Consider the following 23,547-nt stretch of genomic DNA (forward strand, 5'->3'; position numbering starts at 1 on the left):
GCCTCCTACAGGGCGAGGATCATCGGCTGGGCCAAGCGGATGTCGGCGCCGGCCAACTGGGCTTTGGCGATGCCGTTGACGGACCGGGTGACGGTCAGCAGCTGCGGCGACGTCGTGCTGACGTTGTCCCAGCTGACGACCAGGGTGGTGTTGGTGTTGCCCGAGACCCGGTTGGAGCGGAGCGCGGCCGACCCGGACGCGGTGATGGCGGTGTCGGTCGCGGTGACGTGCCAGTCGTACGGTTCGGCCGAGGCCGCCGGCCAGGCCTTGGCCCGCAGCGCGGTGCCGTAGGCCTGGAGGCGGACCTTGATCTGGCCGCCCGCGGTGTGGGTGATGGGCAGGGTGAGCGCGGCGAGCTGCGTTTCCACACCGGCGACCCGGCGGCGCAGACTGAGGATCACAGCCTGGGCGGTCGTGAGCTCGACCCGGGCCTGGTACTGGTCGTTGTCGCCGCTCCAGCGGGCCGCCAGGGCGACCAGCTGGCTGGCCCCGGCGGCGAGCGCGGACGTCGACACCGTGACGGTGGTGTCGGAGTCGGGGTGCGCCACCGCAATGGAAGACCAGCGGCTGACCGAGGTGCTGCCGACGGTGTGCGTCCCGGCGGTGCCGGTGACCCCGTAGTCGGACGCGGACCCGCCGGCGGTGGCCCAGGTCTGGCCGCTGGTCGCGCTGCCCCAGCCGGACGACACGGACCGGGTGAATGCGTCGGACAGCCAGGGCGCCACCGCGGTGACGGTGACGCGCTCGCCGCCCAGGACGACGTCGAACGGCAGGTCGGCCGGGTCGGTGGTCCAGGCCGGCCCGTTGGTGGTGGCGACGGTCAGGCCGGTGGCGGCGCTGCTGGCGGCCGAGGCCAGGGCGCTGCCGCCGGTGTCCAGGCGCCCGAGCGCGGTGTCGCTGAGGGTGGCGACGTCCCAGGGCCGGGCGGGCGAGCAGTTGAGCACCAGGTCCCAGGTGGCCCGGGTGAGGGTCTCGGTGTAGCCCTCGGCGAGCTGTCGGATCTGGTCCGGCGGCTGCCCGTCGGGCGGGTTGTCGAGGGTGAGGACGTCGCGCAGGCCGAGGGCGGTGGTGGCCTCGATCAGCTGCGGGGCCGCGGTGAGGCTGACCGGGATCCGCGGGTAGCGGGCCTCGTCGACCGTGCCGAGGTGCAGTGCCCATCCGGCCTGGTCGGCGCACTGGTCGTCGGAGTAGAGGTTGAGCGGGGTGGAGATGTCGTACCGGCCGACGCCGTCCGGCGGGTCGAGGACGGACAGCGCCCCCTCGTCCAGGACGGCCCGGGCGCTCGATGCCTGATCCCTCTTGATCGTGATGTCGTTGGCGATGTTCTGGTCGTCGTCCACCGGCCGGATCCCGGGGGGCACCTCTCCGGGCGTCTCGAAGTCCAGGGCGAGCGTGACGGGCTGGTTGTAGAACGTGGCGCGTGCCCGGTAGGCGAGGCTGAGGCTGTCTCTGCGCTCGCACAGCAGGCCGCCGTCGGCGGCAGCCGCGCTCTCCAGCAGGTTGAGGATGGTGTCGGTGGTCTGCGGTCCGAGCGGGGCCGTGTCGGTGCGCTCCCCGTAGGTGGTGAGCGGGATCTGGCTCTCCATGCACAGCCGGACGATCCGGTCCTGGGCGTACTCCCCGCTCCACGCGACAAGGGCCTGGGCGGTGTTGGCATAGGCGTCGGTGTCGTTGGCGAGGGCGAGGTGGCCGACCGCCGATTCGCCGAGGCCTCCTTGCTCGCCGATGGTGATGGCGGTGATCTGGCCGAAGGTGCGGGACACGAGCGTCCCGGACAGAACGAGGTTGGACAGATCTGGGAGGGCGAACCTGAAGATGGCCCAGTTGATGTCGGCGCCGGACTGGACGAGTTCCACGCCGAGGCTGAGCTGCCGGCCGTTGGCGCCGACCGGCACGGAGCCGGAGTTGAACAGCTCGGTGCCGGTGCTGTCGTAGGCGCGCAGGGTCACATCGCCGTCCGTCTCCAGCCAGACGGCCCAGGTGGGGGCCGTGCCGGTGCCGGTGAAGGTCAGCAGGCGACGCTCCGCGGCGATCCCGGCGGCCGGGGCGGCGAGGAACAGCCGCAGGGACAGTTCCCCGGTGCCGCTGTAGGCGGGGACGGTGCCGGTGAGGCGGCCGTCGCCGAGGGTCGGCAGCGGCAGCGAGGCGTTCCAGCCGGTGTAGCGGGCGGGGTTGATGGTGCCGGTGATCTCCATCGGCGGGGCGTCGGGGATCGCCGAGGCGACGGACGTCGCGCCTGTGCCGTCCTCGATCGGCCAGTACGCGACGATCCCGGCCCGGGCCGGGTTGGAAAGTTCACGGCGCATCGGCGACTGGAGCGGCGTCTTGGCCTGGCCGAGACGGCGCATCGGGCCGGCCGCAACCACGGTGGTCCATTGGTCGGAGCCGTCCGTCGTCCAGTTGGGCGGCCATTCGGCGATCTCGCCGGTGAACCGCGGGCGGCGGTCGGTGATCTCGGCGTCGCCCGCGAGGGTCCAGGTGCGGCCCGCCGAGTCGGCGAAGCTCGTGGTGCCGGGGACTTGGGCGGTGAAGTCCGGGGCGGCGACGATCGTGCCGCCGATGCCGGAGCGGACCTGGGCGGCGTGCACCCGGCCGGGCATGGGCGTCGCGGCCACGCCGGTGAGGTCACCGATCTCCAGCGGCGCCGTGCCGGCGAAGATCGACGTCACGCCCGCACCTACGACGGGGTCACCGAGCTGGACCCAGGGGCCGGCCATGGACGCGGCCGTGTAGAAGGTCGCCGTGTAGCCTGCGGCGCCGTTGTTCACGTCCAAGGTGGCCCGGACCGCCAGGCGGCCGGCGCCCGGGGCGGGCAGATGCGCGGAGGTGATCTGCTGCGCGCCGGCGCCAGTGCCGTCCGTCGACCAGGCGAAGAGCAGGGCGCCGCCGAAGATCAGGAGCCGCCAGCTGCGCTGGTTGCCCGAGAGGCTGTCGTACTTGCCGATCAGCTCCCAGCTGGCACCCGTGAACCAGACGTTGCCCTCGGTAGCGGTCACGTCGACCCGCACGTCCAGGTCGCCGGTGATGTCCAGCGAGGCATGGTCGGGGGTGCCGGCGCGGGACCCTGCCGTTCCGGACAAGCGCAGGAACGGCGGGCCCTCCTTGACCGACACCCGAAGCGGGGTGTTGCGGCCGATGCGCCCGTAGTAGGGGCCCAGCGGGTTGCGCGGCGAGTAGCGCCCTGACCGGTTGTCGAGGGTGAGGCTGCACTTGCCGGGGTCGACGCGGGCGCCCTCGCGGGAGCGGCCGCCGGTGATGACGATCGGGTCGCGGTTGTAGACGTCGTCGGTGATGTCGGTCCAGGTGGTGCCGTCGACGCTCATCTCGACGAGGGTGGTGAGCGGGTCGGTGGGGAAGGACACGGGGGCTCCCTACTGGCCGAAGGCGGTCTGGACGTCACCGCGGCCGTCGATCTTGACGATGCGCTGGAACAGGGCCTTGAGCTCCTGGTCGGCGCCGGTGACGTCCAGGACCACCCGGGTCGTGCAGACGCCGGTGTCGCTGCCGGTGCTGCGGACGGCCCCGGCGACGGAGCGGAGCATCCCGTCGAGGCGGTCGAGCGGCACAACGGCCTCGTCCTGGCCGCCCTCGCCGAGCAGCGCGAGCATGCCGCCGGACGTGGCGGGAACGACGCCGCCGGACGCAAGCATCGGGATCTGCGGGACCCGGAACGAGCCGCCTCCGACGGTGCCGATCCCCGGGATCGAGATGGACGGGATCCCGAAACTCAGGCCGTTCCACTTGCCGATGATCCAGTTGATCGCCGACCGGAAGGCGTGGGTGATCCCGTCCCACATCCCCGCCGCGGCCGCCGCGATCCGGCCCGGGAGGCCGGTCACGAACCCGACCACAGAGTTGAAGGCATCCCGGATCCACGTCGCGGCGGCGACCGCGCCGTTGGAGATCGCGGACCAGGCGGCCTGTACGCCGGGCCACAGGGTGCCCGTGATCCAGGTGAACACGCCCTTCAGGACGGACCAGACTGCCTCCCAGCAGGCGGTCACGATCTCGCGGAAGGTGTCCGAGCGCTGCCAGGCAACCATGAGGATGGCGACCAGGGCGACGATCCCGAGGACCACCCAGGTCAGCGGGTTGGCCAGCAGCGCGGAGTTGAGCGCCCACTGGACGGCGGTCCACACGGCGAGGGCGGCGGCCAGCGCGATGATCACCGGGGTCAGCGCCGACACCAGCCCCGGGTTGTCCTGGAGGAAGTCGGAGACCCATTTCAGAGCGGGTGCGAGCGCCTCGCCGAGCGTGGTGGACAGGGTCCGCATGATGGAGTCCAGCTGTTGGGCGGGGCTGGACTGCATGGACGCGGCGATCTTTGCGGCACCGCCAGCCGCGTCCTCCAGGCCCGCGTTGGCCGCGGCGCCGGTCGCTTCCAGCTGGAGCAGGGTGTTGCCCATGTCCTCGCCGGGGCCGCCGAACAACGCGGCCTGGATCGCGGTGCGCTTGGTCTGGTCCTGCACGCCCTTGAGCCCGGTGATGATCTCGTCGAACGCGACGGTGCCCTGGCCTTCGTTGACCAGCTTCTGGATCTTCGCGACGTCCAGGCCAATGGACTTGAGCGGGTCGGTGACCGTGGCGGTGTCCGCGAGGCGCAGGGACAGCTCCTTGAGCGCGTCGCCGACCTTGTCGAGCTCGAAGATGGGGTTCTGCGCTGCCTCGACCAGGACCCCGAAGGCGTCCTCGCCGGAGAAGCCGAGCTGGCTGAAGAACGTGCTGTACTCGTTGGTGAGCGCGGGCAGTTCCTCGCGCAGCGCCGGCGGGAGCTTCTGGGCGGCTGCGGTCAGGAGGTCGAAGGCCTGCTCGCCGTCCTTGGCCAGGCCGGACTTGATGAGGTTGCCGGCGGCCTGGGTGGCCTCGCCGACGTCGAACTCGAAGGTGTCGGCGAGGGCCAGTGCCTCCTTGGTCATCTGCTGGAGCTGGGCATCGCTGGTGGTGCCGAGGGCGCCGATGCTGGACTCGACCGCGCCGAGCGCCTCGCCGATCTGGTCGACCGACTCGCCCCAGCCGGCGGCATAGACGGCGGCGGAGTCATGGCCGACCCGGGCCGCCTCGTCCTCGGTGAGGCCGAGCTGGTTGGTCAGCTTGTTGGTAGTCGCCGTGATGTCCATCGCAGAGTCCAGGGCCATGGCGAAGGCCCCGCCGACGCCGAGGCCGGCGGCTGCGCCCGCGATGCCGTTCAGGGACTTCTCGACGCCGCTGGCGGCGCGGTCAGCGTCGGCGGTCAGCCCGTCGGCGTCCATGCCGACCGCGACCAGGAGCTCCTCCATGATCGACATCGGCGTCTCCTCTCCCGTGTTCGGTCAGGTCGGCGCCGCCCATGGCGCGGTTGGCCGCGCGGACCGCGGCGAGCATCTCGGTCCAGTCCTGGCGGACCTTGCCGGCCCACTGCGGGATGAAGTCCTGCGGCCGGGCTTTGCGGCCCTTGGAGCGGGCGGTGTTGGCGACGGTCGCGGTGAGGATGCCGTGCAGGGCGTCGCCGCGCTCCGGGCCGAGCGGACCGGTGATCCGCTCGTAGGCCATCCACTCGGTCAGCTCGGCCGAGCTGACCCGGGCGAGCAGCTCGGCCACCGGCATCGCCAGGTGGCCCGCCAGCCTCAGGTAGAAGAGCCGCTCTGGGCGGCCTCGGAGTTTCCCTCGGCCTGCTCCTTGGCATCCTTGCCGAGACCCGAGATCTTGCGCGCCCGGTCGAACAGCCGGTCGAGCACGGCGCCGTCCTTCCCGGCCAGGTCCCGGACCTCCTTCTCGTCGAACAGCCGCTGGAAGTCCTTGTCAACCAGGCACTTGACGAGCAGCTTGGCGCGCGCGTCGACGAGGTTGCGGCGCTGCATGGTGCCGTTGGGACCCAGCACCATCATCGACTGCTCCCAGCCGTCGCGGTCGGTGCCGGACAGGGAGAGGATCCGCACCTCGCCGCCCCACTCGGGCACCTCGACGTCCTCCCACGTGCGGTCGTTGGCGGCCTTGATCTGGTCCTTGCTCAGCAGCGCCATCGGGGCACCGCTCCTTTCTGCTGTACTCGGTCGGGCGGGTGGGGTGCTCAGGACAGGACGGGCTTGCCGGAGACCTTCCAGGTCAGGCTCGCGGTCAGCTTGTCGTCGTAGGGGGCATCCGGCTCCAGGCCGGTGAGGATCGCGTCGAACGTCCACGTGGTCGTCGCGTCGTCGGGGAAGACGATCTGCCAGGACCGGGGCTCGCTGTCCTCGAAGTCGTCGATGAGGGAGTCGTGCTCGGACGGGTCGTAGTTGACGTCCGCGCTGACCTCGCCGCCGTCCTTGAGGCCGCCGATGAACTCCATCCACCCGTTCGGTGAGCCGTGGGTGGTGACGTCGAGGGTCTCGCGGGACAGGCCCGGCGGGCTGATCGAGGTGACGTTGGCGACTGCGGTGTAGACCTCGGGGCCGCCGCCGTCGCCCCTCTTGAGCTGGGTACCGAATCCGTCGATTCCGGCCATGCCGGTGCCTCCTCAGGTGTGTGGGTGAAGGGTGCTCAGGCGCCGTCCTGCTCGGTGACGACGCGGTAGCGGTGGACCAGGTGCCGGATGTCGCCGGGCGGCTCCGGGTCGGTCAGCGTCTGGCCCATCTCGTAGCGGGTGGCGACGTGCCGCAGCCCGGTGACGGCGAGCGGCCGGTGGTCGAGCAGGGCCATGACGCGGGCGCCGATCGCCAGGCACTGGGCGTGGCCGCGGTACTGCGACCAGATGTGCAGGGTGAGTACGGTCTGCCGGCCGAGGGCGCCGTGCCGGTTGTCGGGGGTCTCGACCGACTCGCCGATCACGATGTACGGGTAGGCGGTGCCCTCGGGCACGTAGTCGAAGACCCCGGTGATCTGGTCCGTGAGGGCGGTGTCGCCGGTCAGCGCCTCGTAGACGGCCTGCTGGACAGGGCCCATCGGCGCGATGGCGGTCACAGGCCGAGCTCCCTTCGCAGTTCGTCGCTGAGCCGGTCCTTGATCCGGTTGCGCTCGGCCTCGATGGCGGGGCCGAGCGCCGGCCTGGCGGTGATGCTCTTGGTCCCGAACTCCTGGAACGCGGCATAGTAGGCGTCGCGGTCGAACCATCCGACCTCGGCGCGCAGGCCCTCGGCCTTGTACCGGATGTCCAGCTTGCGTTGGAGGGTGCCGGTGTCCTTGCGGACGTTCAGCAGGGTCTCGCGCCGCACGTCCTCGGCGGACTCGCGCACCGCTTTGCGCAGGGCGGTGACGATCTCCTCGGCGAGCTCGGAGAGGCGGGGCCGAAGCCGCTCCAGGCCTTCGATGCTGACGGTCAGTCCGGAGCGGGTCCCGCCGCCGGGCGGGCGCCGGCCGCGGGCCATCAGCGGTTCCGGCGCTCGGCCTGGCGGCGGGCGGCGAGCTCGGCGCCGATCCCGAGCAGCGCCCAGGCGATGGCCCGCTGCGGGTCGTCGTCCCCCTCCAGGGCGGCGGCGGCCTCCTGGCGGCAGGTCAGGGAGTCCGGGGGCAGCGGTGGCGGGCGGTCGCCGGGGCTAGTGCCGGCCATGTCAGCCGCCCAGCTCGAAGACGCCGACGGAGACGTTGGTGACGCCGTCGTAGGTGATGGCGGCCCGGCCGTTGGTGCCTGCGAACAGCCGCGGCAGGGGGATGAGGCTGGTCTTCCCGGCGGCGACGGTCACCGTGGCGTCGGCGACGGCGAGCCCGGACACGGTGCCGGGTGCAACGACGGTGACGGTGTGCGAACCGGAGTCGCCGTTCTTGACGGCCAGGAACCGGCCGGGGCCGACCGGGGCGCTGTCGCCGCCGCCGGCCGCGGCGGTCAGGTTGTCGGTCAGGGACGCGCCGCCCGCGACGGGGACGGTGTGCAGGGTGAGGGCAGCCATCAGGGCGGCGCTCCTTCCGGTTGGATCAGCTCGGTCTCCGCCTTGCGGTAGTCAGGGCGGGACGGCTCGACGACGGAGTGCACGCGCAGCCGCTGGCCGCCGCCGCGAAGTTCGTCGCCGCGGGCGACGTCGGCGGTGGGCAGCAGGTACACGGTGTGGGTGTGGCGGGAGCCGGTCTGTGCGGCCAGGGTCCTGTCGGACGCTGACGGCTGGTCGACCTTGGCGCGGACCTCGCCGGCCAGGGCGAGGGCGACGGCCTGGCCGCCGGCCCCGTCCGGGACTGCGGCCGGCCGCCAGACCTCCAGCACGCGGTTGAGCAGGTGCCCGATGCCGCTCACGTACGGGCCTTGTACTGGGTCAGGGTCCGCCGGTCGGCCTCGCTCAGCTCCATGTTGGCCTCGCCCGGTGTGGCCCAGGACCGCGCGTGGTCGCCGAGGGTTTCGGACGCCAGGCGGGCGGGGTTGTTCCAGGCGTCCCCGGCCAGCCGCAGCGCGATGCGCTGGAGGCCGGCCGGGACGGGGCTGTAGCCGGCGGTGTAGTCGACCTCGACGGCCTGGGGCTCGCACGGCCAGCGGCCGCACCGGCGGAACAGGATCCCCGCCTTGGACCAGGTGTAGTCCTCCTGGACGCCTTCGGTCAGGACGTCGCCGCTGTCCAGGAGCGTGACGCTGGCGATGGCGGTGACGGGCCAGCGCGGGAGGATCAGCTTGCCGGTGCCGGACCCGTCCAGGACCGCGACGTCGTCGGCCTGTTCCAGCGGCTGGCCGGTCTCGTCCTCGATGGCGCCGGCCGCCAGGTCGAGCAGGAGCTCAGCCTGCTCCTGCTCGTCGGCGGTGAACGCCTCGTCCAGCCGCAGCCACAGCCGGAGTTGGTCGGCGGTGGCGTAGGCCATGTCAGCCCCCGGTCTCGGCGGCCTGGACGGCCGCCAGGATGTCGGCCTTCTTCGTCACGCCGCCCAGGTCGTAGTCGTTCTCGGCGGCGTAGGCCTGGAGCTCCTCCACCGTCATCTTCTCCAGCGACCCGGCGCCCGGGTCGGACGCCGCCGACTTGGGCTCCGCCTTGGGCTTGGGCTTGGGCGCGCCAATGATCCGCGCGTAGCCGCCGTCGACCAGCTCGGCCGCCCGCGCCCGGGCGACGTCGCCGGGGACGTCGTACGTCCTGCCCTGCTCCAGGACGCCCTCGGGCGACGCGGACAGGGTCAGCATGGTGATCTGCACCGGTCGGCCTCCTTACGGCTTGACGCGGGGCTTGCCGCGCACGATGGTCGCGGCGTACACGGCGCCGGTGGACGGGGAGCCGGAGACCGTGGTGATCACGCGCAGGTAGCGCTTGATGCCCAGGTACCCGATCTTGTAGACCTGCGAGGCGGTGCCGCCGCTGGAGACGGTCGGCTCGGTGCCGGACAGGTAGGCGTCGGCCACCGCGGTGTAGCCGGAGCCGGAGCTGTCCGACTCCTGGACCTCGAAGGCGTGGCTGCCGTCGGTCCACGCGCCTGCGTGGATCTCGACCATGACTGCGTCGTAGTTGGCCAGGTCGACGCCGGTGCCGTTGGCGCTGGCGGTGCGGGCCGCCGCGGGTGCCAGCGTCACGGCCGGGTCGAGGTGGCTGACGAGGTCGGTCCTCATCCTGTGCTCTCCTTGCTCGGGGCGGGTCGGGGGCGGGCGGTCAGGTGGTCTTCAGCCGGACGAAGGCCTCGGGCTTGACCGGCATGCCGTCGGTCTCCAGGCGGCCGATGAAGCCGATCCGGTTGGCCTCGGCGTACAGCTCGACCAGGCGCTGCACCTCCAGGGCCAGCGAGTCGGCGATCCAGTAGTAGGAGAAGTCGCCGAGCATCCCGACGTACTGGCCGGTGGTGAAGGTGTTCGGGACGAACTCGTTGACGTTGTACGGCAGGTCGAGGATGGTGTCCGGCCGGTCCGCGGACAGGCCGGCCTGCCAGATGTAGTTGCCGACCCCGGCGCCGCCGCTGTCGTCGCGCAGCTTGCGGATCAGCTTGATCGCGTCGCGGTGGAACAGCCACTGCGCCTTCTTGTAGTACGCGGCCTTGAGGGCGTACTTGGCGTCGATCAGGCCGTCGCCGGTGAACCCGGTTGCGGAGCCGGTCGCCACGTCGCGCGACGTCGGGATGCCGTCCGCCGAGGCGGTGAAGACGCCGAGCGGCTTCTTGTTGCCGTCGCCGGTCATGTACGCCTTCTCGGCGGTGACGCCGAACTTGTAGGCCATGCGCTCGCGGACGATCTGCTCGGGCGACAGGGTCGCACGGCGCAGCAGCGTGCGGGAGATCAGGACCCGCTTGGCCATCGGGTTCGGGCGCAGCTCGCGCTTGCCGAAGCGCAGGGCGTCGTCCTGGCTGCCGGTGCCGATCTCGGTGGTCCACTCGGCGTCGGCGAGGTCGGTGTCCAGCGTGGGCACGCCGAGGGACTCGGCGGTGGTGAGCTGCTGGACGGTCGCCAGGCGCCGGATGTCCACGGCGTCGTCGACGTTCTGGAGCAGCTGGGCGACGAACTCCTGCGGGGCAACCAGGAACCCGCCCTCGGGGTCGGACGCCATGTTGAGCGCGCGGGCCTGCTCGGGTGTCAGGGCGGCTCGGCCGCCCAGGAGGTAGGAGCGGAACGCCTGCTGCTGGTCGGTGTCGGTTCCGCGGCTGCCTGCGGTGCGCTCGGTCTCGGCGGCGCGCTCGGCCTCGGTGCGGTCGTCCTCGCGCAGGCGCTGGGCTCGGGCGATGGTGGAGTCGACCTGGTCGCGCTCGCCCAGGAGGCGGTCGAAGGTCTGCTCCTCGTCGGCGCTCATCGCGCGGCCGGCCGCCTCGGCGTCGTCCATGATGGCGCGTGCCTGGGCGCCGAGCTCGGTGCGGCGCTCCTGGAGGTCCCTGATGCTGGGCATGGTGCCCCTTCCGTGTGGTGGTGGTGCGGGATGCGGGGGTCAGAGGCGCAGGCGCGCGCGGCGCATGGCGTCGTCGGTGGGCTGGGTGCGGCCGTCGTCCTGGGTGCCGTCCTCGGTGGCGGCCGCGTCCATGAGCGCGGTGAGCGCGTCGACGGCGGCCTGGACGAGTCCCTTGTTCTTCGCCGACAGGACCTTGCCGGCGCGGACGTCGCCGAGCGCCCGGGCCAGGGCCCGGCCCTCGGCGTCCATGACCGCGTCCGGGTCCATCGGCAGCGGGACGACGCTGGTCTCGAACAGCTCCCAGCGCGCGGGCACGCCGTCGCGGCCGATGTCGTGCGCGTCGAAGCCGACGGACACGGCGTTGAGGAACCCGGCGCGGACCTTGCGCTCGACCCTCACCGCGAAGTCGTCGTCCGGGTCGAACACCAGATCGCCCAGCAGGCGGTCGCCGTCCGGGCGGGCGTTGTCCACCCGGCCGATCGGCAGGCCGTCGCGGCCCCAGTAGGAGTGGCCGTAGCCCAGGACCGGGTTGGCCTGGTAGCGGGCGAGGTCGAGGGTGTTCATCCGCAGGTCCAGGCCGTCGGCTTTGCGGCCCTCGGTGGCCAGGACGAACGGGACCGGCCCGTCGGGCTTGGCGTCGGCGGCGCGCAGCGCGTAGCCGCGCAGGTACACGCGCGTCATCGGGTCCTCCCGGGATGTCGGGTCTGCCGGTCCCGCAGGGGGCCGGGCGGTGGGCGGGCAGGCAGGGGAACCAGTTGGTGGCCGCGGCCGATGCAGGTGTCGCACCAGCCGGCCGCGTCGACGATCCGAAAGCCGCAGCAGCGGCAGCCGGCCCGGCCGTCGCGGGCCGGCGGTCGGCCGGTCATTCGGGCAGCACCTGGCAGTCGCAGCCGGGGTGCAACGGCGGGTGGAAGGTGTCGCGGTGGACGTCGAGCTTCGGGCGGTCCTCGCCCTCGCCGTCGCCGGTGACCTTCCCGCCGGCCGCGATGAAGGGCTTGTCGATCGCGATGGTCCTGCCGTCCATGCGGTCGCAGAACGGGCAGTCGGAGCTCCCGGAGGTGATCCATTGGAGCCGTTTGACCCCTGCGTCCTTCCAGGCCTCGCGGGCGGCCGCGTTGGGGAGCTGGGCGGTCTGCCACTTGGACAGCTGCTCGGGCCGCTCGGCCGCCCACTTGGCGAGGCGCTCGGCGACCGCGGCGGCCGGGTCGTCGGGCGCGCCGTCGACGGCGGCCCGCAGCTGGCCGATCGAGGACGCCACCCGGTAGGCGGTGTGCGCCTTGGTGTAGGAGGCGACCCAGGTGGACAGGTCGATGTCGCCGTCGTGCGCGACGTCCTCGGCGGCGTCGGTCGCGATGTCGGCGGCCAGCAGCGAGAAGATCGGCAGCCAGGAGGAGATCGTCTCGGAGCTGACGGTGTTCTCGTAGAAGGTCGTGACGGCGGCGAGGAACGCGGACACCGAGCGGGAGCGGTCAGTGCCGTCGGTGGCCGGAAGGTGCTTGGCCGCCAGGGCAGTGACCTTCTTCGCCTCCAGCTCGACCAGGGCAGCGTCGGCCGCCTCGATCTTCGGTGCGAACGCCGCGGCGATCTTGCGGCGGGCGGCCGCCGAGCGGCGGGCCCGGGCCCGGGCCGCGGTACGCGAAGGCTCCGCGGCTGGGGTCTGGGGCTGGTCGGCGGGCACCATGTTGAGCGGCACCAGGTAGGCGTCGCCGCCCTCGACCGGGTTCTGATTCTCCTTCTCCCGGACGTCGTTGGCGGACAACCATCCCCACTGCCGGCCTACGGCGTAGGCCTGGTAGCGGGCCAGGGTGTCGCCTCGGAGCAGGGCGTCGACCAGGTGCTCGGCAAAGTAGCGCTGCCGCTCCGAGGTGGTCAGGAGCTGGGTGTAGATCGCCTGCTCCCAGCGTTCCAGCCACGTCCTCAGTGCGCTGGCCACGTAGTCGAGCTGCTGCTGCTCGATGTTGGAGAAGGTCGCCCGCTCCAGGTCGTTGATCTTGTGGGACGGCAGGCGCAGCCATCGGGCCATCTCGGTGACCTGGAGCTTTCGGGTCTCGAGGAACTGGGCGCTGTCGTTGGGCATGCCGACGGCCTGCCAGGTGACGCCCTCCTCCAGGATCGCGACCCGGTGGGCATTGTTGATCGACTTGTGGATGTTCTCCCAGTCGGCAGCCATCCGGGAGCGGGCCTCGGGTGACAGGACGCCCGGGTGGCTGAGTGCGCCGCCCGGGGCGGAGCCGTTGGAGAACACCTTGGAGCCGTGCGTCTCGGTGGCCAGGCCCAGCCCGATCGAGTTGGCGGCGAACTCCACGATGGGGTAGCCGCGGACCCCGTCGAAGCCGAGGCCGGCCACGTGCAGCACCTCGTCCTGGAGGAGGGTGGCCTTGATGCCGTTGACGTCGTCGCGGTACTGGAAGACGCGCTCGAAGCGGCCGGGGCCGGTCCAGCGGGCGCAGATCCGCAGCCGGTCCGGCCGCAGCGGCCACACCTCCTCGATCACCCCGGTGCGGGGGTTGGTGACGATCTGGGCGACGCCGTTGCCCCAGGTGATGGCGTGGCCCTGGAGGGTCTCGCGCAGTTGCTGGCTGGTCATCATCGGGTTGGCCTTGTAGCGCAGAACCTCGTACAGCGGGTGGCTGCGGGCGCGCTGCTTGCCGCGGGGATCCAGGCGCTCGTACAGCTGGAGCGGCAGTGAGCCGACGTCCTCGGCGATGACCCGTACGCCCGCGAAGAACGGCGAGTAGTACATGGCGGTCTCGTAGGAGACGCGCACCCCGGCGGCGCTGGAGGCGCCTCCGGCGAACCAGTCCTCCACCCAGCGCTCGGGGGTGGCCAGGCCGGAGGAGGGGCCGGCGGCCGCGCGGGCGGCGGAGCGGATCAGCCCCATCGTCAGCTCCCCTTCCGGCTGGTGGAGGCGGCGCGTTCGGCGAGGACGCCGCCGGTGATCCCGGCAACCAGGCACAGGGCGCCGGCGGTGGCGATGCCCAGCCAGGGGGCGAACAGCGCCAGCCCGGTGCCGAGCAGCACGATGCCGAGCAGGGCGAGCACGTCCCAGCGGTCCACGGGTTCCTCCTTGGGGGGTCAGCCCGACAGGCCTCGGGACTCGTACACGGACACCGGCGGTAGGCCGCGCATCCGGCCATCGATCGCGAACAGCAGCGCGGGCATGCCGTCGATCCTCTTGCCGGTCTTGTCCCGGGCGGGCTTGACCGGGCGGATCCGGTCCGGGTCGTCGGCCGGGCTCTTGCACTCCAGGTTGTCCGCCATCCAGCGGGCCACCGGGTTGCCGTAGTGGGCGAGCTCGCCCGCCTTGAGCGTGCGCATCAGCTCGCCCATCGGCGGCGTCATCCGCAGGTAGGTGGTGTTCGACTCCACCAGGGTGAGCCGGGTCCGCTTCTCGATCTCCTGGCGGACCGGCTCTCCGCACCACTTGTCGTAGGTGACGTCGACGATCGAGTAGCGCCGGTGGTCGGCGTCGACGTCGGCGTAGATCCGGTCGTAGTCGATGGTGTCGCCGTCGGTCAGGGTGACCCAGCCGTCGCGGGCCCACTGCCCGAAGGCGCCGCCGGTCGCGTCGTCCAGCGGTTGGACGACGGACTCGGGCGCCCAGATCCGCCACACCACCGACCCGTCGGTGAACAGCAGGGCCCACGCGGTCAGGTCGAGCTTGGAGGAGAGGTCGAGTCCAGCCCAGCATCGCGCCCCCTCGAGTTCCTGGCCGATCCAGTCGGGCGATGGCGCGATCGAGCGGGCGTTGGCGTCCCAGAGGTCCATCGTGATCCAGCGGCTGGTGTGCGAGACACGCTGGTTGAGCCGGAACTGCCGGAAGCCCTGCTCGGCCAGCGCGGACTCGCGGGCCTCGGCCGCTTCCTCACGCAGCGACTGCACGCTCAGGAAGCTGCCGAGGGCGGGGTTCGGCCAGTACCAGTTGGCCTCGTCCCAGGGGTCGATGGACACCGGCAGGTCCGGCCGGCCGGGGAACAGCCGGTGCAGCCGGTCGAGTTCGTCCTGGGTCCGCGGCGCCTTGCGCACGAACACGAAGTGGTGCGGCGCCGAGGCCGGCCGCTCCATGACCCGGTCGGCCTCGTCGATGAACGCGGCGCCGAAGCTGACGCCGTCCTTGGTCTCGGTCGTGATGGCCAGCATCAGCGGCTGGCACCGGGCGCCGGTCGCCGTCCGCATCGCCTCCCACAGCGACCCGTCCGGCTGGCTGAGCACCTCGTCCAGGACGAAGCCGTGCGGGTTGTGGCCGAGCTCGTTCACCGCGTCGGCGGGGATGACCTCGTAGTGCGAGCCGGTCCGCTCGTCGACCAGGCGCCGGGCGTTCTTGATGTGCTGAAGGCGGGCGTTCAGCAGCGGCGACTTGCGGACCATCTTGACCGCGGGCTCGAACACCTTCGAGGCCTGGCGGGTGTTGGCGGCCGCGCCGTAGACCTCGGCGCTCTCCTCGCCGTCGCCGACCAGGAGGTAGAGCAGGATGCCCGACAGCAGGGCGCTCTTGCCGTTCTTGCGGGCCATGACGATCGTGGCCCGGGAGTACCGGCGGACGTAGCGGCCCCACTGCTCGGACCACACGACCTCGCCGAACAGCGGCCGCAGGATCTCGTGTTCCTGCCATGCGGCAGGCTCGAACCGCGTGTTCGCGGGGGCGCCGGCCGGGTGGACCAGCAGCTCCGAGAAGAACTTGACCACCCGGTCGGCGCGCGGCTCGCAGTAGTGCGCGCCGGACCGGGCGCACGTCTTGCCGTCGAGGGTGTAGCCGCACGGGCCGCCCTTGCGCGAGGCGGGCCGCCAGCGCTTGTGGTGGTCGATCTTCTGCGGGCGGCGGCGGGCGCCCGGGCGCCGCGGCGGCCGGGTGGTGGTGCCGCCGGACCGGGCGGCCGGGCGGGCGGAGGTGCGCGCGGCCATCGCTCCTCCCCTGCTCAGGACAGGAGCCGCTCGGCCCCCATCCCGCCGTCCTCAGCCCCTAGCTTCAACTGGGACCGGTCGCTCGGGGTCAGGCCGAACCGGGCGCCGTACCGCTGGACCTGGGAATCGGCGGCGTCCAGCGCCAGCAGCCACGGGTTCTTCGCGAGCCGCGTGCCGCTGAGCTCGCCGTTTTTGTTGAACACGTCGAGCTCGACCACCGCCCCCTCGGCCTCGACGTGGCCGGCGGCGTCGCGGCGGCGGACCACCGCGTCGCACCAGTTCGCGAAAGCCTCCGCGTCCCAGCCGGTGAGGACCCGCTTGGCGATCAGGTCGGGGGCGTAGTGGTCCCAGACCTCCAGGGCGGCCGAGCCGAGCCACTCGGGCGGCTGGACGTCCAGCTCGGACGGCTGCGGCTCGGCGGTGTTGATCCGGTCCTTGCGGTCGCCGTGCAGCACGCGCAGCGCGGTGGGCTTGGGGGCCGGTCCTCGCTGACCCATGGTCACCTCCTCCCCGGAAATGTCACGCAAAGTCATGATCATTTCGAGTTACGGAAAACCTCAAAACCTGTCGGCGAGAGAGCGGACTCCCCCCCGCGTTCGAAGGGGCCCCGACCCAGAAATTCGGACCGGCCTACCTCGAAACTTTCAGTAATCAGGTCCGGATTGGGCAGCCCAGCCGCCTGGCTGGTTGCGGGCGGTCTCCGAGCTGTGGCATGGCTTGCACAGGCCGCGGCCGCGCGCCGGGTCGTCCGGGTCCAGGCCCTCCTCGACCAGCTGCCGCCGGGACAGCGGGTAGTGGTCGGCCTCGGTGGCACGCGCGCGGTGGCACAGCACACACCAGCGGTCGCGGGTCAGGACCCCGGGGCGGAACCGCTCGCGGTGCGCAGCGCCGTAGCCCTGCGCGGTGGACGACGGGCGCGGGCGTCCCCGGGGCTGCTGCTCGGCGCAGCGTGGGCACTTGCCCGTCCCTGTGCCGGGGACCGGCCGACCTGCACATCCCGGAGTCGTGCACGGCCGTGTCGGCCTACTCGGCATGGTCGGTCCCGACGTTCATGGTCGTCAGGCCGAGCCCGGCCAGGGCAGCACGCTCGTGGAGCAGGCCGGCGGCGGCCTGGAGCAGGTCGGCGGTTGCCTCGTAGACGCTTGCACCGCTGGCGTGGTCGAGGGTCCCGATGCAGTGCTCGGGGTCGGTACCGATGCGCAGGTGGACCGGGGTGCCGGTCACTGGCTGCGGGGCGGCCAGGCCCAGGTGCCGGGCCCGGTGCCCTCGGTGCGGCTGGTGACCCAGGCGCCGTCGGGTCCGTCGAGTGCCACCTGGAGGCTGACGGTGTCGGGCCAGACCCGGACGATCGTGGCCGGGAAGACCTGGCCGGCCTCGACATGGTTGCCCAGGGTCTCTACGCCGACGGCTTCCCGGGCGGCCCGGGCGGCCCGCCGCCTGGTGATGAGGTCGGCATCGCTCTCGCTAAGGACGTAGTGGACGATGCGGCCGATGGTGGGCTGCACGGGAGCCTCCGGGGGCGGTGCGGGCATGACGAGGGCCCCGCGGCTGCTGCTCGGCCGCGGGGCCCTCGGACTGCTGTGGTGTCACCCGGTTTTGGACACACGGGTGGTGGCACGATCGTGGCATGGCGCTGACCTGGGCGTCAAGCGGCATCGCGGCGCCGGACGGCGCGGGCCTCGATCAGCGGGAGGACGTCGTCAGTCCGGTACCAGGGATACCGGACGGTGCCGCCGGGCGCAGCGGTGAGTCGGCCGCGGCGGACCCAGTCCCGGACGGTGGCAGCGGGTACGCCGAGGGCGGTGATCTGCTGGGTGGTCAGGTAGCCGGGTGGCGGGGTGCGGGTGCGGGCGCCGGTCATGGCTGTGCGGGGCGGCAGAGCTGGGTGATGCGGCTGGGGTCGAGCCGGGCGTGGGTGGCGATGAGGTCGCGCTGGACGCCGCCGGCGCGCAGCCGGCGGACCAGAGCGTCGCGCTCGCGCTCGGCGTCGCGGCCGGCCGCGGCGCGTTGGACGGCTCGGTCGAGGTGGGTGAGCGCGCTCACCCCGAGGGGGGCGCCGTCGTCGTCGAGCGGGTGCCAGGGCGCGAGGTCGGCATCGGCGCGGGCGGTGTGGTGATCGGCGTCGGCGGGGTCGAGCTGGTGGAGGACGGTCCAGCCGAGGGTGATCGAGGTCGGCCCGGGTGCCGGGGTGAGTGGGTTCACCAGCTGGCGGCGGCCGTCGAGGAGGACGCTCACCGGGCCGCGGGCGTAGGCGGTGTGGGAGCGGCGGTGGGGGCTGGGGCTGTCGCTGAGCTGCACGGTCACGTGGTCGTGGCCGTCGGTGTGGTGGACGGCCCAGATGGTGGCGGTGCCGTGGACGTCCCAGGGGCCGGCGATGCCGTGGAGCTGGGCGGAGTGGACGGCGCCGATGGTCAGGCGGGTCATGGTGGTGGGTCTCCGTGTCGGGTGAGTGCGCTCACCGGGCGGTGGTGAGCGCACTCACAGGGGTGAGTCAGGCGGCGGCCGCGTCGGGCCCGGCCTCGATGGTCCGGCGCAGCGTGGCCCACTGCTTCTTGTCCCAGGGGGTGTTGCAGCGGGTGCAGCGCAGGGTGGTGCCGCCGGCGGGGATCTGGAGGCGGCCGCCGCACGGCCGGTTGCTGGTGTTGTCGCGGGTGCGGGGGCAGCGGCCGATGGTGGTCGGTGGCTCGGCGGGGTGGACGATCCGGTCGGCGTCGCGGTGGAGCTGGCGGATCTCGCCGGCGAACTCGGCCAGGTGCTCAGGGCGGTAGGCCGGGGAGCTGGCCCAGCGGAGGGCGCCGCGGAGCCAGGCTGCCGACGTGGCGGCGCCGGAGTGGTCGGCCGGGTCGGCGCCCATCGCCGCTCGCCAGGAGTCCTCCCACGCGGCGAGGACGGTGGCGATGCCGCCGGTGGACACCAGGCTCAGGGCGGCCACGTTGAGCGGGGCGGGGGGTTCGACGCCGCCGCCGGTGACGTACGGTCCGGCGGTGTGGGTGAGCTCCAGGTGCTGGCCGAGCTGGGCGTGGAGGTCGGGCAGCTCGGCCAGGTGGCCGTCGATGACGTCCTGGCAGCGGCGGCAGGCCGTGGACTCGGCCTCGGCGGGAAGTAGCTCCCGGGAGCAGAGGCAGCAGCTGGGCGAGTCGGACTCGGGCATGGGGCTCTCCTGTGCGGGTGGCGCGGTGTCAGCTGGTGGTGCCGTTAAGGGCGGCGTCCAAGCGGTCGGCATACTCGGTGGCGGCGCCGTACGGGGCGCACCAGGTGCGCATGTCGGCGGCCAGGGCCCGGGCGCGGGCAACCGCCGCTTCGGCGGCGGCCGCGGCCCGCGCTTCCGCCTCCTCGGCTTTCCGGGCCTCGAGCAGGAGGCCGACCTGGTGGCGGTGGGCCTGCCGCCAGTCCGCGGCGCGAGCCTCGGCCTGGTCGGCCCGGGCCTCGGCGCGGAGGGCGTCCGTGACGGCGGCCTTGTGGGCGGCGGCGTTGGACCGGGCGACGGCGGTGAGGGTGTCGACCCTGTCGGCGAAGGCGTCGCGGTCGCGGTACAGCTGGTCGAGCTGGTCGTCCGTGATGGTGGAGGCGTCCGTCCGGCGGGTCACGTCATGTCCCGGATGGCGTCGGTGGGCTCGATCTCGGCGGGGCGCAGCTGGCGGCTGCGGATGGTCAGGCCGACGGCGTGCGCCCGATCGCGGGCGCCGAGCTTGATGTAGATGCGGCTGAGGTGGGTCTTGACGGTGAAGTAGCTGAGGCCGAGGTGAGCGGCGGTCTCAGCGGTGGTCTGCCCGTTGGCGGCGCAGCGCAGGATCTGGACCTCGCGGGCGGTGAGCGGGGTGCCAGGGCGGGCGGTGATGAGGGGGCTGGTCATGACGGGTCCTGGGGGTCGGGGTGGGCGGGGTAGTGGTCCAGGCGCCGGGGCTCAGGCGGCAGCGAGAAGACGTCCGGCAAGCCAGCGGGCTGCCGGCACGGGTACGGCGTTGCCGATCTGGCGGTTCTGCTCGGTGCCGGTCCCGTGCAACTCGTAGGAGTCGGGGAAGCCCTGGCAGCGGGCCTTCTCGCGGACGGTGAGCATCCGCACCTCGCAGTCGTCCGCGTCACGGCCGGCCGGGCGGACGAGCATGTGGTGGTTGCCTTCGGCGGTGAGTGCGCCGATCGGTTCGTCGAGGTTCTGCACGGTGCAGTTGTTCCGCAGGATCACGATGAACGGGTCGCCACCGAACCGGGTCAGCCCGAGTTCGACCTTGCGGCGCGTCTCGGGCGCGTACGGCGTGAACGACTTCCGGTCGGGCCGGCCGTCACCGAAACGCTGGCCGGGCACGTCCCGCTGGATCGCGTCGCCGATGCCGGCGGTTATGGGGGTGACCGTGGCGTGGCCGCAGCGCCGGTTCGGGCACACGTACCGGTACTGCTGCCGGTAGGCGCCGATGCGGCGGCCCTTGGCCCACTGCTGCACGCCGGTGACGGGGCCGCAGGTCGGGCAGTTGCTGGCGGGCCGGATCCGCAGGTCCGGTGCCGGGCTGCCCTTGCGGGTGAAGGCGCCGAGGATACGGTGCCGGTGTTGCGGAACGCCGAGGTGCGCAGCATTGACCGAGGCGAGCTGGATGTCGTAGCCGAGGACCTGGAAGGCACGCAGCCAGACGGGGAAGAGGACCCAGCGGGTGGCGAACTCTGGGACGTTCTCCCAGCAGATCGCCTCGTACTGGTGGACTTCGGTGGCGCGGATGAGGTCCCAGGCGGTGGCCCTGGTGCGGTTCCATTCGGCGGCCGGGACCGCGGTGCCGGCTTGGTCGAGGATGGACTGCTGGGTCTTCGGGGTGGTCTTGCCGCTGGCGGGGGCGACTTCGGTGCAGATCGGTGAGCCGACGAGGTATCGGGAGCGGGGCAGGGTGCGCATGTCGAGGTTGTTGATGTCGGCTTGTCTGGCTCGGCAGTTGGGGAAGTTGGCTGCGAGGGTGGCGACGGCGGGGGCTGCATGGTTCACGGCGACCTGTGGGGTGTAGCCGGCGTCGGTGAATCCTTGGACGTCTCCTCCGCCGCCGGCGAAGAGGTGGGTGACGGTGCGGTCGGTCACGGGTCTTCTCCTCAGTGCGGGGCCGGGACGGCCGGGGTGGTCTTCTGGCGGATGTCCCATCCGCCCTCGATGGCGGTGACGGTGGCGCCGCCCTCCAGGGGCGAGCACGGCCACGGGGTCCAGGTCCCGAGCGCGTACGAGCAGTCGTGGCACCAGGTCCCGGACCAGGGGTTCTCTCCGGCGGCGGGGCTGTGGGCGGCGACCAGGGCGCCGAGCGCGGGCTTCATCAGGTGGGCTCCTTCGCGGTGGTGGTGGGTCAGACGGTGGGGTCGGTGAGGCCGCAGGCGGCGAGCAGGGCGTCCACTTCGTCGTCGGTGAGCTCGACGGCGGGGCGGGCGAGGGCGTCGAGGCTGGTGGTGATGTCGGCGGCGAGCTCGCGCCACCGGGCGGCCTGCTCGGGGCGGCGGCGCTGGACGCGGTCGGCGCCGGTGAGGAGCAGGTCGACCAGCTCGGCAGCGTGCCCGGGGGTGTCGAGGACGATGAGGATGCGGAGCACGGCGGCCTCCTGGGTGTCCGTCGGGGTGGTCGGGTGGTGGTTGGTCTGCTGGGTGGTGAGCTGCCAGCCGTCGTGGTGGAGGTGGTCGAGGACCGCTCCGGCGGCGCCGGCCGGGCCGGGGCCGAGCTCGGCCTGGAGAGCTGCGGCGAGGGCGTGAGGGGTGCGCCAGGGCGGCGGGTCGGTGCGGCGGGCGGCGATCTCCCAGCCCTGGTGGTGCAGGTGGGTCAGGACCCTGCTGGCGGCCGCGGCGGCGTGCTCGCCGAGTTCGTGCCAGATCGCACCGGAGAGCGCGGCCCGGGCGGCGGCGGGAGTCATGAGACGTCCCGCTGGAGCCGGTTCCAGTCGTCGAGCCGGACCCCGTGGGAGATCGGGCGCGGCCGGCCGTGGTGCCGGGTGCAAACCCGGCCGACGTCGCCCTGGCACCCCTCGTACCGGCAGGCGATCGCGCGCTCCGGCCCTGCCATCTGCCACGGGGATTGATCGTTTTCGCCCCGCGCGCCCGCGCGGACCTGTGGCTGAGGTACAGGATCAGCCGTGTCCATGTCCTTGTGGGTCCCCCTACCGGAGGTAGGGGCTGTAGATGTACCCCCCGCTGTGGACGGGTTCCGGAACCTGTCCGTGGACGGGTTCCGTACCCGTCCGTGGACGGGTTCCGAATCCTCGGAACCTGTCTGTGGACGGGTTCCGGAACCCCCGACGTGGACGGGTTCCGGAACCCCGCTGTGGACGGGTTCCGTAGCCCGTCCGTGGACGGGTTCCGACGCCGACCGCGCTTCGATGTCCCGGGCCTTTTTGGCCGCGTACGCCCGTTTCTGGCGGGTGTCCTCCAGGAGGGGGAGGAACAGCTCCCACTCGGGCCGCGCGACGGGCATGAGCAGCCGGTAGACCGTTGTGTCGTTGGGGCGTCGTGCGACGGAGACCATCCGAACGCGCTCCAGCACGGTCAGGCAGTTGGAGACGACCTCCTCGGAGTAGCCGCTCAACCCCGCGAGCCTCTGCACCCCGGGATGGCAACGGGTTCCGTCCGCGTTCCCGTAGGTGGCCAGCCACGCCCCGACAACACCGACACGCGACAGCCGCTTACCGAAGCGCAGCACCTCGTTCCGCAGGGCGCGGGTCCACACCGTGCGGACTGACTCGACAGGCTTCTGGTCGTTCAAAGGGGGTGCTCTCCGTGAGGTGGTTGGTGCCCGTGGCGGGCCGGGGTGGTCGCGGCTCGCCACGGGCGGCTCAGGGGTGCCGTCAGGGCTGCGGGTGGGCGGCGCGGTCGGCCCCGGCCGGGGCGGTGAGCTCGCGGCCGCAGGAGCAGCGGATCGAGCCGTCCGGCTGGGCGTCGAGGTAGCGCCAGCGGTGGAACGGGCACGGCTTGACCAGGCGGCCGCCGGGCGGGTGCTGGACGATCGCGGCCCGGCCGTTGTACGGGCCGCCCATGGCCCGGACGGGGTGGAGGTCGCCGCAGGCAAGGCACCGGCCGACAGTGCCGGGCGGGATCGCCCGGGTGAGCCGGTCGGACCGGGACCCGGGGCAGTGCACGGGCGGGGTCAGGCCGAGCGGGGTGAACGCCAGCGTCCGGCCGGCCGGGCCGACGGGCTCCTGGCCGGAACCGACCGCCCGCCCGTCGCACGTCGCGCACACCACATCGCCGGCGGGGAGCGACTCGCGCGACAGGAACCGGTCGTCGAAGACGCTGCTGCCGCACCAGAGGCTGTAGACCGTGCGGCCGGTGCCGTACCGGACGCCGGAGCGCACCCGGTGCCAGCGGGACATCCGCTCGGTGCGGACGAACCGCGGGCCGGTGGCGAGCGGCTCGTCCTCGGCGCCGTACATCCCGAACGAGCTGGTGTGGGGAAACAGAGCGACCGTCAAGACGTCCTCCTGGTGCTGGTGGAGCTGGTGGTGTTCTCCGGGCCGCGCCCGGTGGCGACCCGGGCGAGCCGGTAGGTCTGCGGGGTGGAGCGGCGCTTGCCGGAGGCGACGGCCCGGGCGTCGACCAGGGCGCTCGCGGCCTGCGAGGTGGGGAGCCGCTGGGGGGTGTAGCCGGGGCCCGGCTCGGGCTCGGCCCGGCCGGCCTGGGCGGCCGGGGTATGGCCGGGGCAGCGCCAGCCGGTGAGGTAGAAGCGGGCTGCCTCGCCACAGTGCTGCCCGGTGGCGGGCAGCCACTGGCGGCAGCTGCTCACCGCGGCCGCCGCAGCGGGCGGGGCGCAGCGAGCACCTGGTCCACGTCGGCGTCCAGGGAGGCCCCGGCGGAGTCCAGCGCCGCCAGGAGCTCCAGGACGAATGTGGTGACCGCGGGGTGGCCGGTGGCCAGGCCCGACGCGAGGTGCTGCACCACGGTGCGGCGCAGCGGCTGCGGGTCGGGCGTGGACATCGGT

At 72.7% G+C, this 23,547-nt stretch carries 33 protein-coding genes; all 33 read right to left on the reverse strand.

Annotated features, from left to right (window positions below):
- Positions 1–5: 5 nt before the first annotated feature.
- The 33 genes from AA75_RS06855 to AA75_RS07015 all read right to left on the reverse strand — a co-directional run bounded on the left by AA75_RS06855 (position 6) and on the right by AA75_RS07015 (position 23,543).
- Positions 6–3,362: a hypothetical protein gene (locus AA75_RS06855; protein WP_051811951.1), complete on the reverse strand. Its 3,357-nt coding sequence runs from the start codon at positions 3,360–3,362 to the stop codon at positions 6–8.
- Between the two features lie 9 nt (positions 3,363–3,371).
- Positions 3,372–5,285, reverse strand: a complete 1,914-nt coding sequence (locus AA75_RS06860; RefSeq protein WP_082526309.1) for a phage tail tape measure protein — start codon at positions 5,283–5,285, stop codon at positions 3,372–3,374.
- On the reverse strand, positions 5,218–5,577 hold the full coding sequence (locus AA75_RS06865) for a hypothetical protein (RefSeq protein ID WP_199520275.1): 360 nt from the start codon (positions 5,575–5,577) through the stop codon (positions 5,218–5,220). The genes AA75_RS06860 and AA75_RS06865 overlap by 68 nt, the downstream gene beginning before the upstream one ends.
- A 26-nt stretch (positions 5,578–5,603) precedes the next feature.
- Positions 5,604–5,999 (reverse strand): hypothetical protein, encoded by a 396-nt coding sequence (locus tag AA75_RS06870; RefSeq protein ID WP_033818881.1) that lies wholly within the window; start codon positions 5,997–5,999, stop codon positions 5,604–5,606.
- A gap of 47 nt (positions 6,000–6,046) precedes the next feature.
- Entirely contained in the window at positions 6,047–6,460 is a 414-nt protein-coding gene (locus tag AA75_RS06875; protein WP_033818882.1) for a phage tail tube protein, read from the reverse strand.
- Positions 6,461–6,495: 35 nt separating this feature from the next.
- Positions 6,496–6,915, reverse strand: coding sequence for a DUF3168 domain-containing protein (locus tag AA75_RS06880; protein WP_233288945.1), 420 nt, complete (start codon positions 6,913–6,915; stop codon positions 6,496–6,498).
- A complete protein-coding gene (locus AA75_RS06885; protein ID WP_033818883.1) occupies positions 6,912–7,319 on the reverse strand; it encodes an HK97-gp10 family putative phage morphogenesis protein in 408 nt (135 codons plus the stop codon). Before AA75_RS06885 ends, AA75_RS06880 begins: the two co-directional genes overlap by 4 nt.
- Positions 7,319–7,501, reverse strand: coding sequence for a hypothetical protein (locus AA75_RS06890; RefSeq protein WP_033818884.1), 183 nt, complete (start codon positions 7,499–7,501; stop codon positions 7,319–7,321). Before AA75_RS06890 ends, AA75_RS06885 begins: the two co-directional genes overlap by 1 nt.
- Position 7,502: 1 nt before the next feature.
- The gene (locus tag AA75_RS06895; protein ID WP_033818885.1) at positions 7,503–7,838 is read right to left on the reverse strand and encodes a hypothetical protein; all 336 of its coding nucleotides are present in this window, start codon (positions 7,836–7,838) and stop codon (positions 7,503–7,505) included.
- Positions 7,838–8,176: a head-tail adaptor protein gene (locus tag AA75_RS06900; RefSeq protein ID WP_033818886.1), complete on the reverse strand. Its 339-nt coding sequence runs from the start codon at positions 8,174–8,176 to the stop codon at positions 7,838–7,840. The genes AA75_RS06895 and AA75_RS06900 overlap by 1 nt, the downstream gene beginning before the upstream one ends.
- Positions 8,173–8,730, reverse strand: a complete 558-nt coding sequence (locus tag AA75_RS06905; RefSeq protein WP_051811952.1) for a hypothetical protein — start codon at positions 8,728–8,730, stop codon at positions 8,173–8,175. The genes AA75_RS06900 and AA75_RS06905 overlap by 4 nt, the downstream gene beginning before the upstream one ends.
- Position 8,731: 1 nt before the next feature.
- On the reverse strand, positions 8,732–9,055 hold the full coding sequence (locus AA75_RS06910) for a hypothetical protein (protein ID WP_033818887.1): 324 nt from the start codon (positions 9,053–9,055) through the stop codon (positions 8,732–8,734).
- Positions 9,056–9,067: 12 nt separating this feature from the next.
- On the reverse strand, positions 9,068–9,463 hold the full coding sequence (locus tag AA75_RS06915; RefSeq protein WP_033818888.1) for a hypothetical protein: 396 nt from the start codon (positions 9,461–9,463) through the stop codon (positions 9,068–9,070).
- Between the two features lie 40 nt (positions 9,464–9,503).
- The gene (locus AA75_RS06920; RefSeq protein ID WP_051811953.1) at positions 9,504–10,721 is read right to left on the reverse strand and encodes a phage major capsid protein; all 1,218 of its coding nucleotides are present in this window, start codon (positions 10,719–10,721) and stop codon (positions 9,504–9,506) included.
- A gap of 39 nt (positions 10,722–10,760) precedes the next feature.
- Positions 10,761–11,402: a hypothetical protein gene (locus AA75_RS06925; protein WP_033818889.1), complete on the reverse strand. Its 642-nt coding sequence runs from the start codon at positions 11,400–11,402 to the stop codon at positions 10,761–10,763.
- Positions 11,403–11,583: 181 nt separating this feature from the next.
- Positions 11,584–13,602, reverse strand: coding sequence for a phage portal protein (locus tag AA75_RS06930; RefSeq protein ID WP_051811954.1), 2,019 nt, complete (start codon positions 13,600–13,602; stop codon positions 11,584–11,586).
- A gap of 2 nt (positions 13,603–13,604) precedes the next feature.
- A complete protein-coding gene (locus tag AA75_RS49100; RefSeq protein ID WP_158515452.1) occupies positions 13,605–13,778 on the reverse strand; it encodes a hypothetical protein in 174 nt (57 codons plus the stop codon).
- 18 nt (positions 13,779–13,796) lie between these two features.
- Positions 13,797–15,623 (reverse strand): terminase TerL endonuclease subunit, encoded by a 1,827-nt coding sequence (locus AA75_RS06935; RefSeq protein ID WP_051811955.1) that lies wholly within the window; start codon positions 15,621–15,623, stop codon positions 13,797–13,799.
- A gap of 14 nt (positions 15,624–15,637) precedes the next feature.
- Positions 15,638–16,120: a phage terminase small subunit P27 family gene (locus AA75_RS06940; protein WP_033818890.1), complete on the reverse strand. Its 483-nt coding sequence runs from the start codon at positions 16,118–16,120 to the stop codon at positions 15,638–15,640.
- Positions 16,121–16,646: 526 nt separating this feature from the next.
- Positions 16,647–16,847 carry a hypothetical protein gene (locus AA75_RS06950; protein ID WP_033818892.1) on the reverse strand — a complete coding sequence of 67 codons (201 nt, stop codon included), beginning with the start codon at positions 16,845–16,847 and terminating at the stop codon, positions 16,647–16,649.
- A complete protein-coding gene (locus AA75_RS06955; protein WP_033818893.1) occupies positions 16,844–17,128 on the reverse strand; it encodes a hypothetical protein in 285 nt (94 codons plus the stop codon). The genes AA75_RS06950 and AA75_RS06955 overlap by 4 nt, the downstream gene beginning before the upstream one ends.
- Before the next feature lie 140 nt (positions 17,129–17,268).
- Positions 17,269–17,484, reverse strand: coding sequence for a helix-turn-helix domain-containing protein (locus tag AA75_RS06960; protein ID WP_033818894.1), 216 nt, complete (start codon positions 17,482–17,484; stop codon positions 17,269–17,271).
- Positions 17,481–18,047 carry a hypothetical protein gene (locus AA75_RS06965; RefSeq protein WP_033818895.1) on the reverse strand — a complete coding sequence of 189 codons (567 nt, stop codon included), beginning with the start codon at positions 18,045–18,047 and terminating at the stop codon, positions 17,481–17,483. Before AA75_RS06965 ends, AA75_RS06960 begins: the two co-directional genes overlap by 4 nt.
- Before the next feature lie 67 nt (positions 18,048–18,114).
- Positions 18,115–18,774 (reverse strand): hypothetical protein, encoded by a 660-nt coding sequence (locus tag AA75_RS06970; protein ID WP_033818896.1) that lies wholly within the window; start codon positions 18,772–18,774, stop codon positions 18,115–18,117.
- A 28-nt stretch (positions 18,775–18,802) separates the two neighbouring features.
- Positions 18,803–19,210 carry a hypothetical protein gene (locus AA75_RS06975; RefSeq protein ID WP_033818897.1) on the reverse strand — a complete coding sequence of 136 codons (408 nt, stop codon included), beginning with the start codon at positions 19,208–19,210 and terminating at the stop codon, positions 18,803–18,805.
- Positions 19,207–19,476 carry a helix-turn-helix transcriptional regulator gene (locus AA75_RS06980; protein ID WP_063794293.1) on the reverse strand — a complete coding sequence of 90 codons (270 nt, stop codon included), beginning with the start codon at positions 19,474–19,476 and terminating at the stop codon, positions 19,207–19,209. Before AA75_RS06980 ends, AA75_RS06975 begins: the two co-directional genes overlap by 4 nt.
- Positions 19,477–19,527: 51 nt before the next feature.
- Positions 19,528–20,679, reverse strand: a complete 1,152-nt coding sequence (locus AA75_RS06985; protein WP_033818898.1) for a DNA cytosine methyltransferase — start codon at positions 20,677–20,679, stop codon at positions 19,528–19,530.
- Positions 20,680–20,690: 11 nt separating this feature from the next.
- Positions 20,691–20,906, reverse strand: coding sequence for a hypothetical protein (locus tag AA75_RS06990; protein ID WP_033818899.1), 216 nt, complete (start codon positions 20,904–20,906; stop codon positions 20,691–20,693).
- A 29-nt stretch (positions 20,907–20,935) separates the two neighbouring features.
- Positions 20,936–21,490 (reverse strand): hypothetical protein, encoded by a 555-nt coding sequence (locus AA75_RS06995; protein ID WP_033818900.1) that lies wholly within the window; start codon positions 21,488–21,490, stop codon positions 20,936–20,938.
- Positions 21,487–22,335: a hypothetical protein gene (locus AA75_RS07000; protein ID WP_033818901.1), complete on the reverse strand. Its 849-nt coding sequence runs from the start codon at positions 22,333–22,335 to the stop codon at positions 21,487–21,489. Before AA75_RS07000 ends, AA75_RS06995 begins: the two co-directional genes overlap by 4 nt.
- An 82-nt stretch (positions 22,336–22,417) precedes the next feature.
- Positions 22,418–23,041: a hypothetical protein gene (locus AA75_RS07005; protein ID WP_033818902.1), complete on the reverse strand. Its 624-nt coding sequence runs from the start codon at positions 23,039–23,041 to the stop codon at positions 22,418–22,420.
- Positions 23,038–23,352 carry a hypothetical protein gene (locus AA75_RS07010; RefSeq protein WP_033818903.1) on the reverse strand — a complete coding sequence of 105 codons (315 nt, stop codon included), beginning with the start codon at positions 23,350–23,352 and terminating at the stop codon, positions 23,038–23,040. The genes AA75_RS07005 and AA75_RS07010 overlap by 4 nt, the downstream gene beginning before the upstream one ends.
- A complete protein-coding gene (locus AA75_RS07015) occupies positions 23,349–23,543 on the reverse strand; it encodes a hypothetical protein (RefSeq protein ID WP_033818904.1) in 195 nt (64 codons plus the stop codon). Before AA75_RS07015 ends, AA75_RS07010 begins: the two co-directional genes overlap by 4 nt.
- Positions 23,544–23,547 lie beyond the last annotated feature (4 nt).

The sequence above is a fragment of the Kitasatospora sp. MBT63 genome, assembly GCF_000710465.2.
Classification (GTDB): Bacteria; Actinomycetota; Actinomycetes; order Streptomycetales; family Streptomycetaceae; genus Kitasatospora.

Bases quoted from the DNA above. Each gene is read 5' to 3' on its own strand.
- AA75_RS06940 (WP_033818890.1), bottom strand. From the start codon at position 16,120: ATGGGTCAGCGAGGACCGGCCCCCAAGCCCACCGCGCTGCGCGTGCTG.
- AA75_RS06965 (WP_033818895.1), bottom strand. From the start codon at position 18,047: ATGACCCGCCTGACCATCGGCGCCGTCCACTCCGCCCAGCTCCACGGC.
- AA75_RS06890 (WP_033818884.1), bottom strand. From the start codon at position 7,501: ATGGCCGGCACTAGCCCCGGCGACCGCCCGCCACCGCTGCCCCCGGAC.
- AA75_RS06970 (WP_033818896.1), bottom strand. From the start codon at position 18,774: ATGCCCGAGTCCGACTCGCCCAGCTGCTGCCTCTGCTCCCGGGAGCTA.
- AA75_RS06925 (WP_033818889.1), bottom strand. From the start codon at position 11,402: ATGACGCGCGTGTACCTGCGCGGCTACGCGCTGCGCGCCGCCGACGCC.
- AA75_RS06860 (WP_082526309.1), bottom strand. From the start codon at position 5,285: ATGTCGATCATGGAGGAGCTCCTGGTCGCGGTCGGCATGGACGCCGAC.
- AA75_RS06930 (WP_051811954.1), bottom strand. From the start codon at position 13,602: ATGGGGCTGATCCGCTCCGCCGCCCGCGCGGCCGCCGGCCCCTCCTCC.
- AA75_RS06960 (WP_033818894.1), bottom strand. From the start codon at position 17,484: ATGACCGGCGCCCGCACCCGCACCCCGCCACCCGGCTACCTGACCACC.
- AA75_RS06995 (WP_033818900.1), bottom strand. From the start codon at position 21,490: ATGACTCCCGCCGCCGCCCGGGCCGCGCTCTCCGGTGCGATCTGGCAC.
- AA75_RS06895 (WP_033818885.1), bottom strand. From the start codon at position 7,838: ATGGCTGCCCTCACCCTGCACACCGTCCCCGTCGCGGGCGGCGCGTCC.
- AA75_RS06980 (WP_063794293.1), bottom strand. From the start codon at position 19,476: ATGACCAGCCCCCTCATCACCGCCCGCCCTGGCACCCCGCTCACCGCC.
- AA75_RS06915 (WP_033818888.1), bottom strand. From the start codon at position 9,463: ATGAGGACCGACCTCGTCAGCCACCTCGACCCGGCCGTGACGCTGGCA.
- AA75_RS06875 (WP_033818882.1), bottom strand. From the start codon at position 6,460: ATGGCCGGAATCGACGGATTCGGTACCCAGCTCAAGAGGGGCGACGGC.
- AA75_RS06920 (WP_051811953.1), bottom strand. From the start codon at position 10,721: ATGCCCAGCATCAGGGACCTCCAGGAGCGCCGCACCGAGCTCGGCGCC.
- AA75_RS06990 (WP_033818899.1), bottom strand. From the start codon at position 20,906: ATGAAGCCCGCGCTCGGCGCCCTGGTCGCCGCCCACAGCCCCGCCGCC.
- AA75_RS06870 (WP_033818881.1), bottom strand. From the start codon at position 5,999: ATGGCGCTGCTGAGCAAGGACCAGATCAAGGCCGCCAACGACCGCACG.
- AA75_RS06935 (WP_051811955.1), bottom strand. From the start codon at position 15,623: ATGGCCGCGCGCACCTCCGCCCGCCCGGCCGCCCGGTCCGGCGGCACC.
- AA75_RS06885 (WP_033818883.1), bottom strand. From the start codon at position 7,319: ATGGCCCGCGGCCGGCGCCCGCCCGGCGGCGGGACCCGCTCCGGACTG.
- AA75_RS07015 (WP_033818904.1), bottom strand. From the start codon at position 23,543: ATGTCCACGCCCGACCCGCAGCCGCTGCGCCGCACCGTGGTGCAGCAC.
- AA75_RS06905 (WP_051811952.1), bottom strand. From the start codon at position 8,730: ATGGCCTACGCCACCGCCGACCAACTCCGGCTGTGGCTGCGGCTGGAC.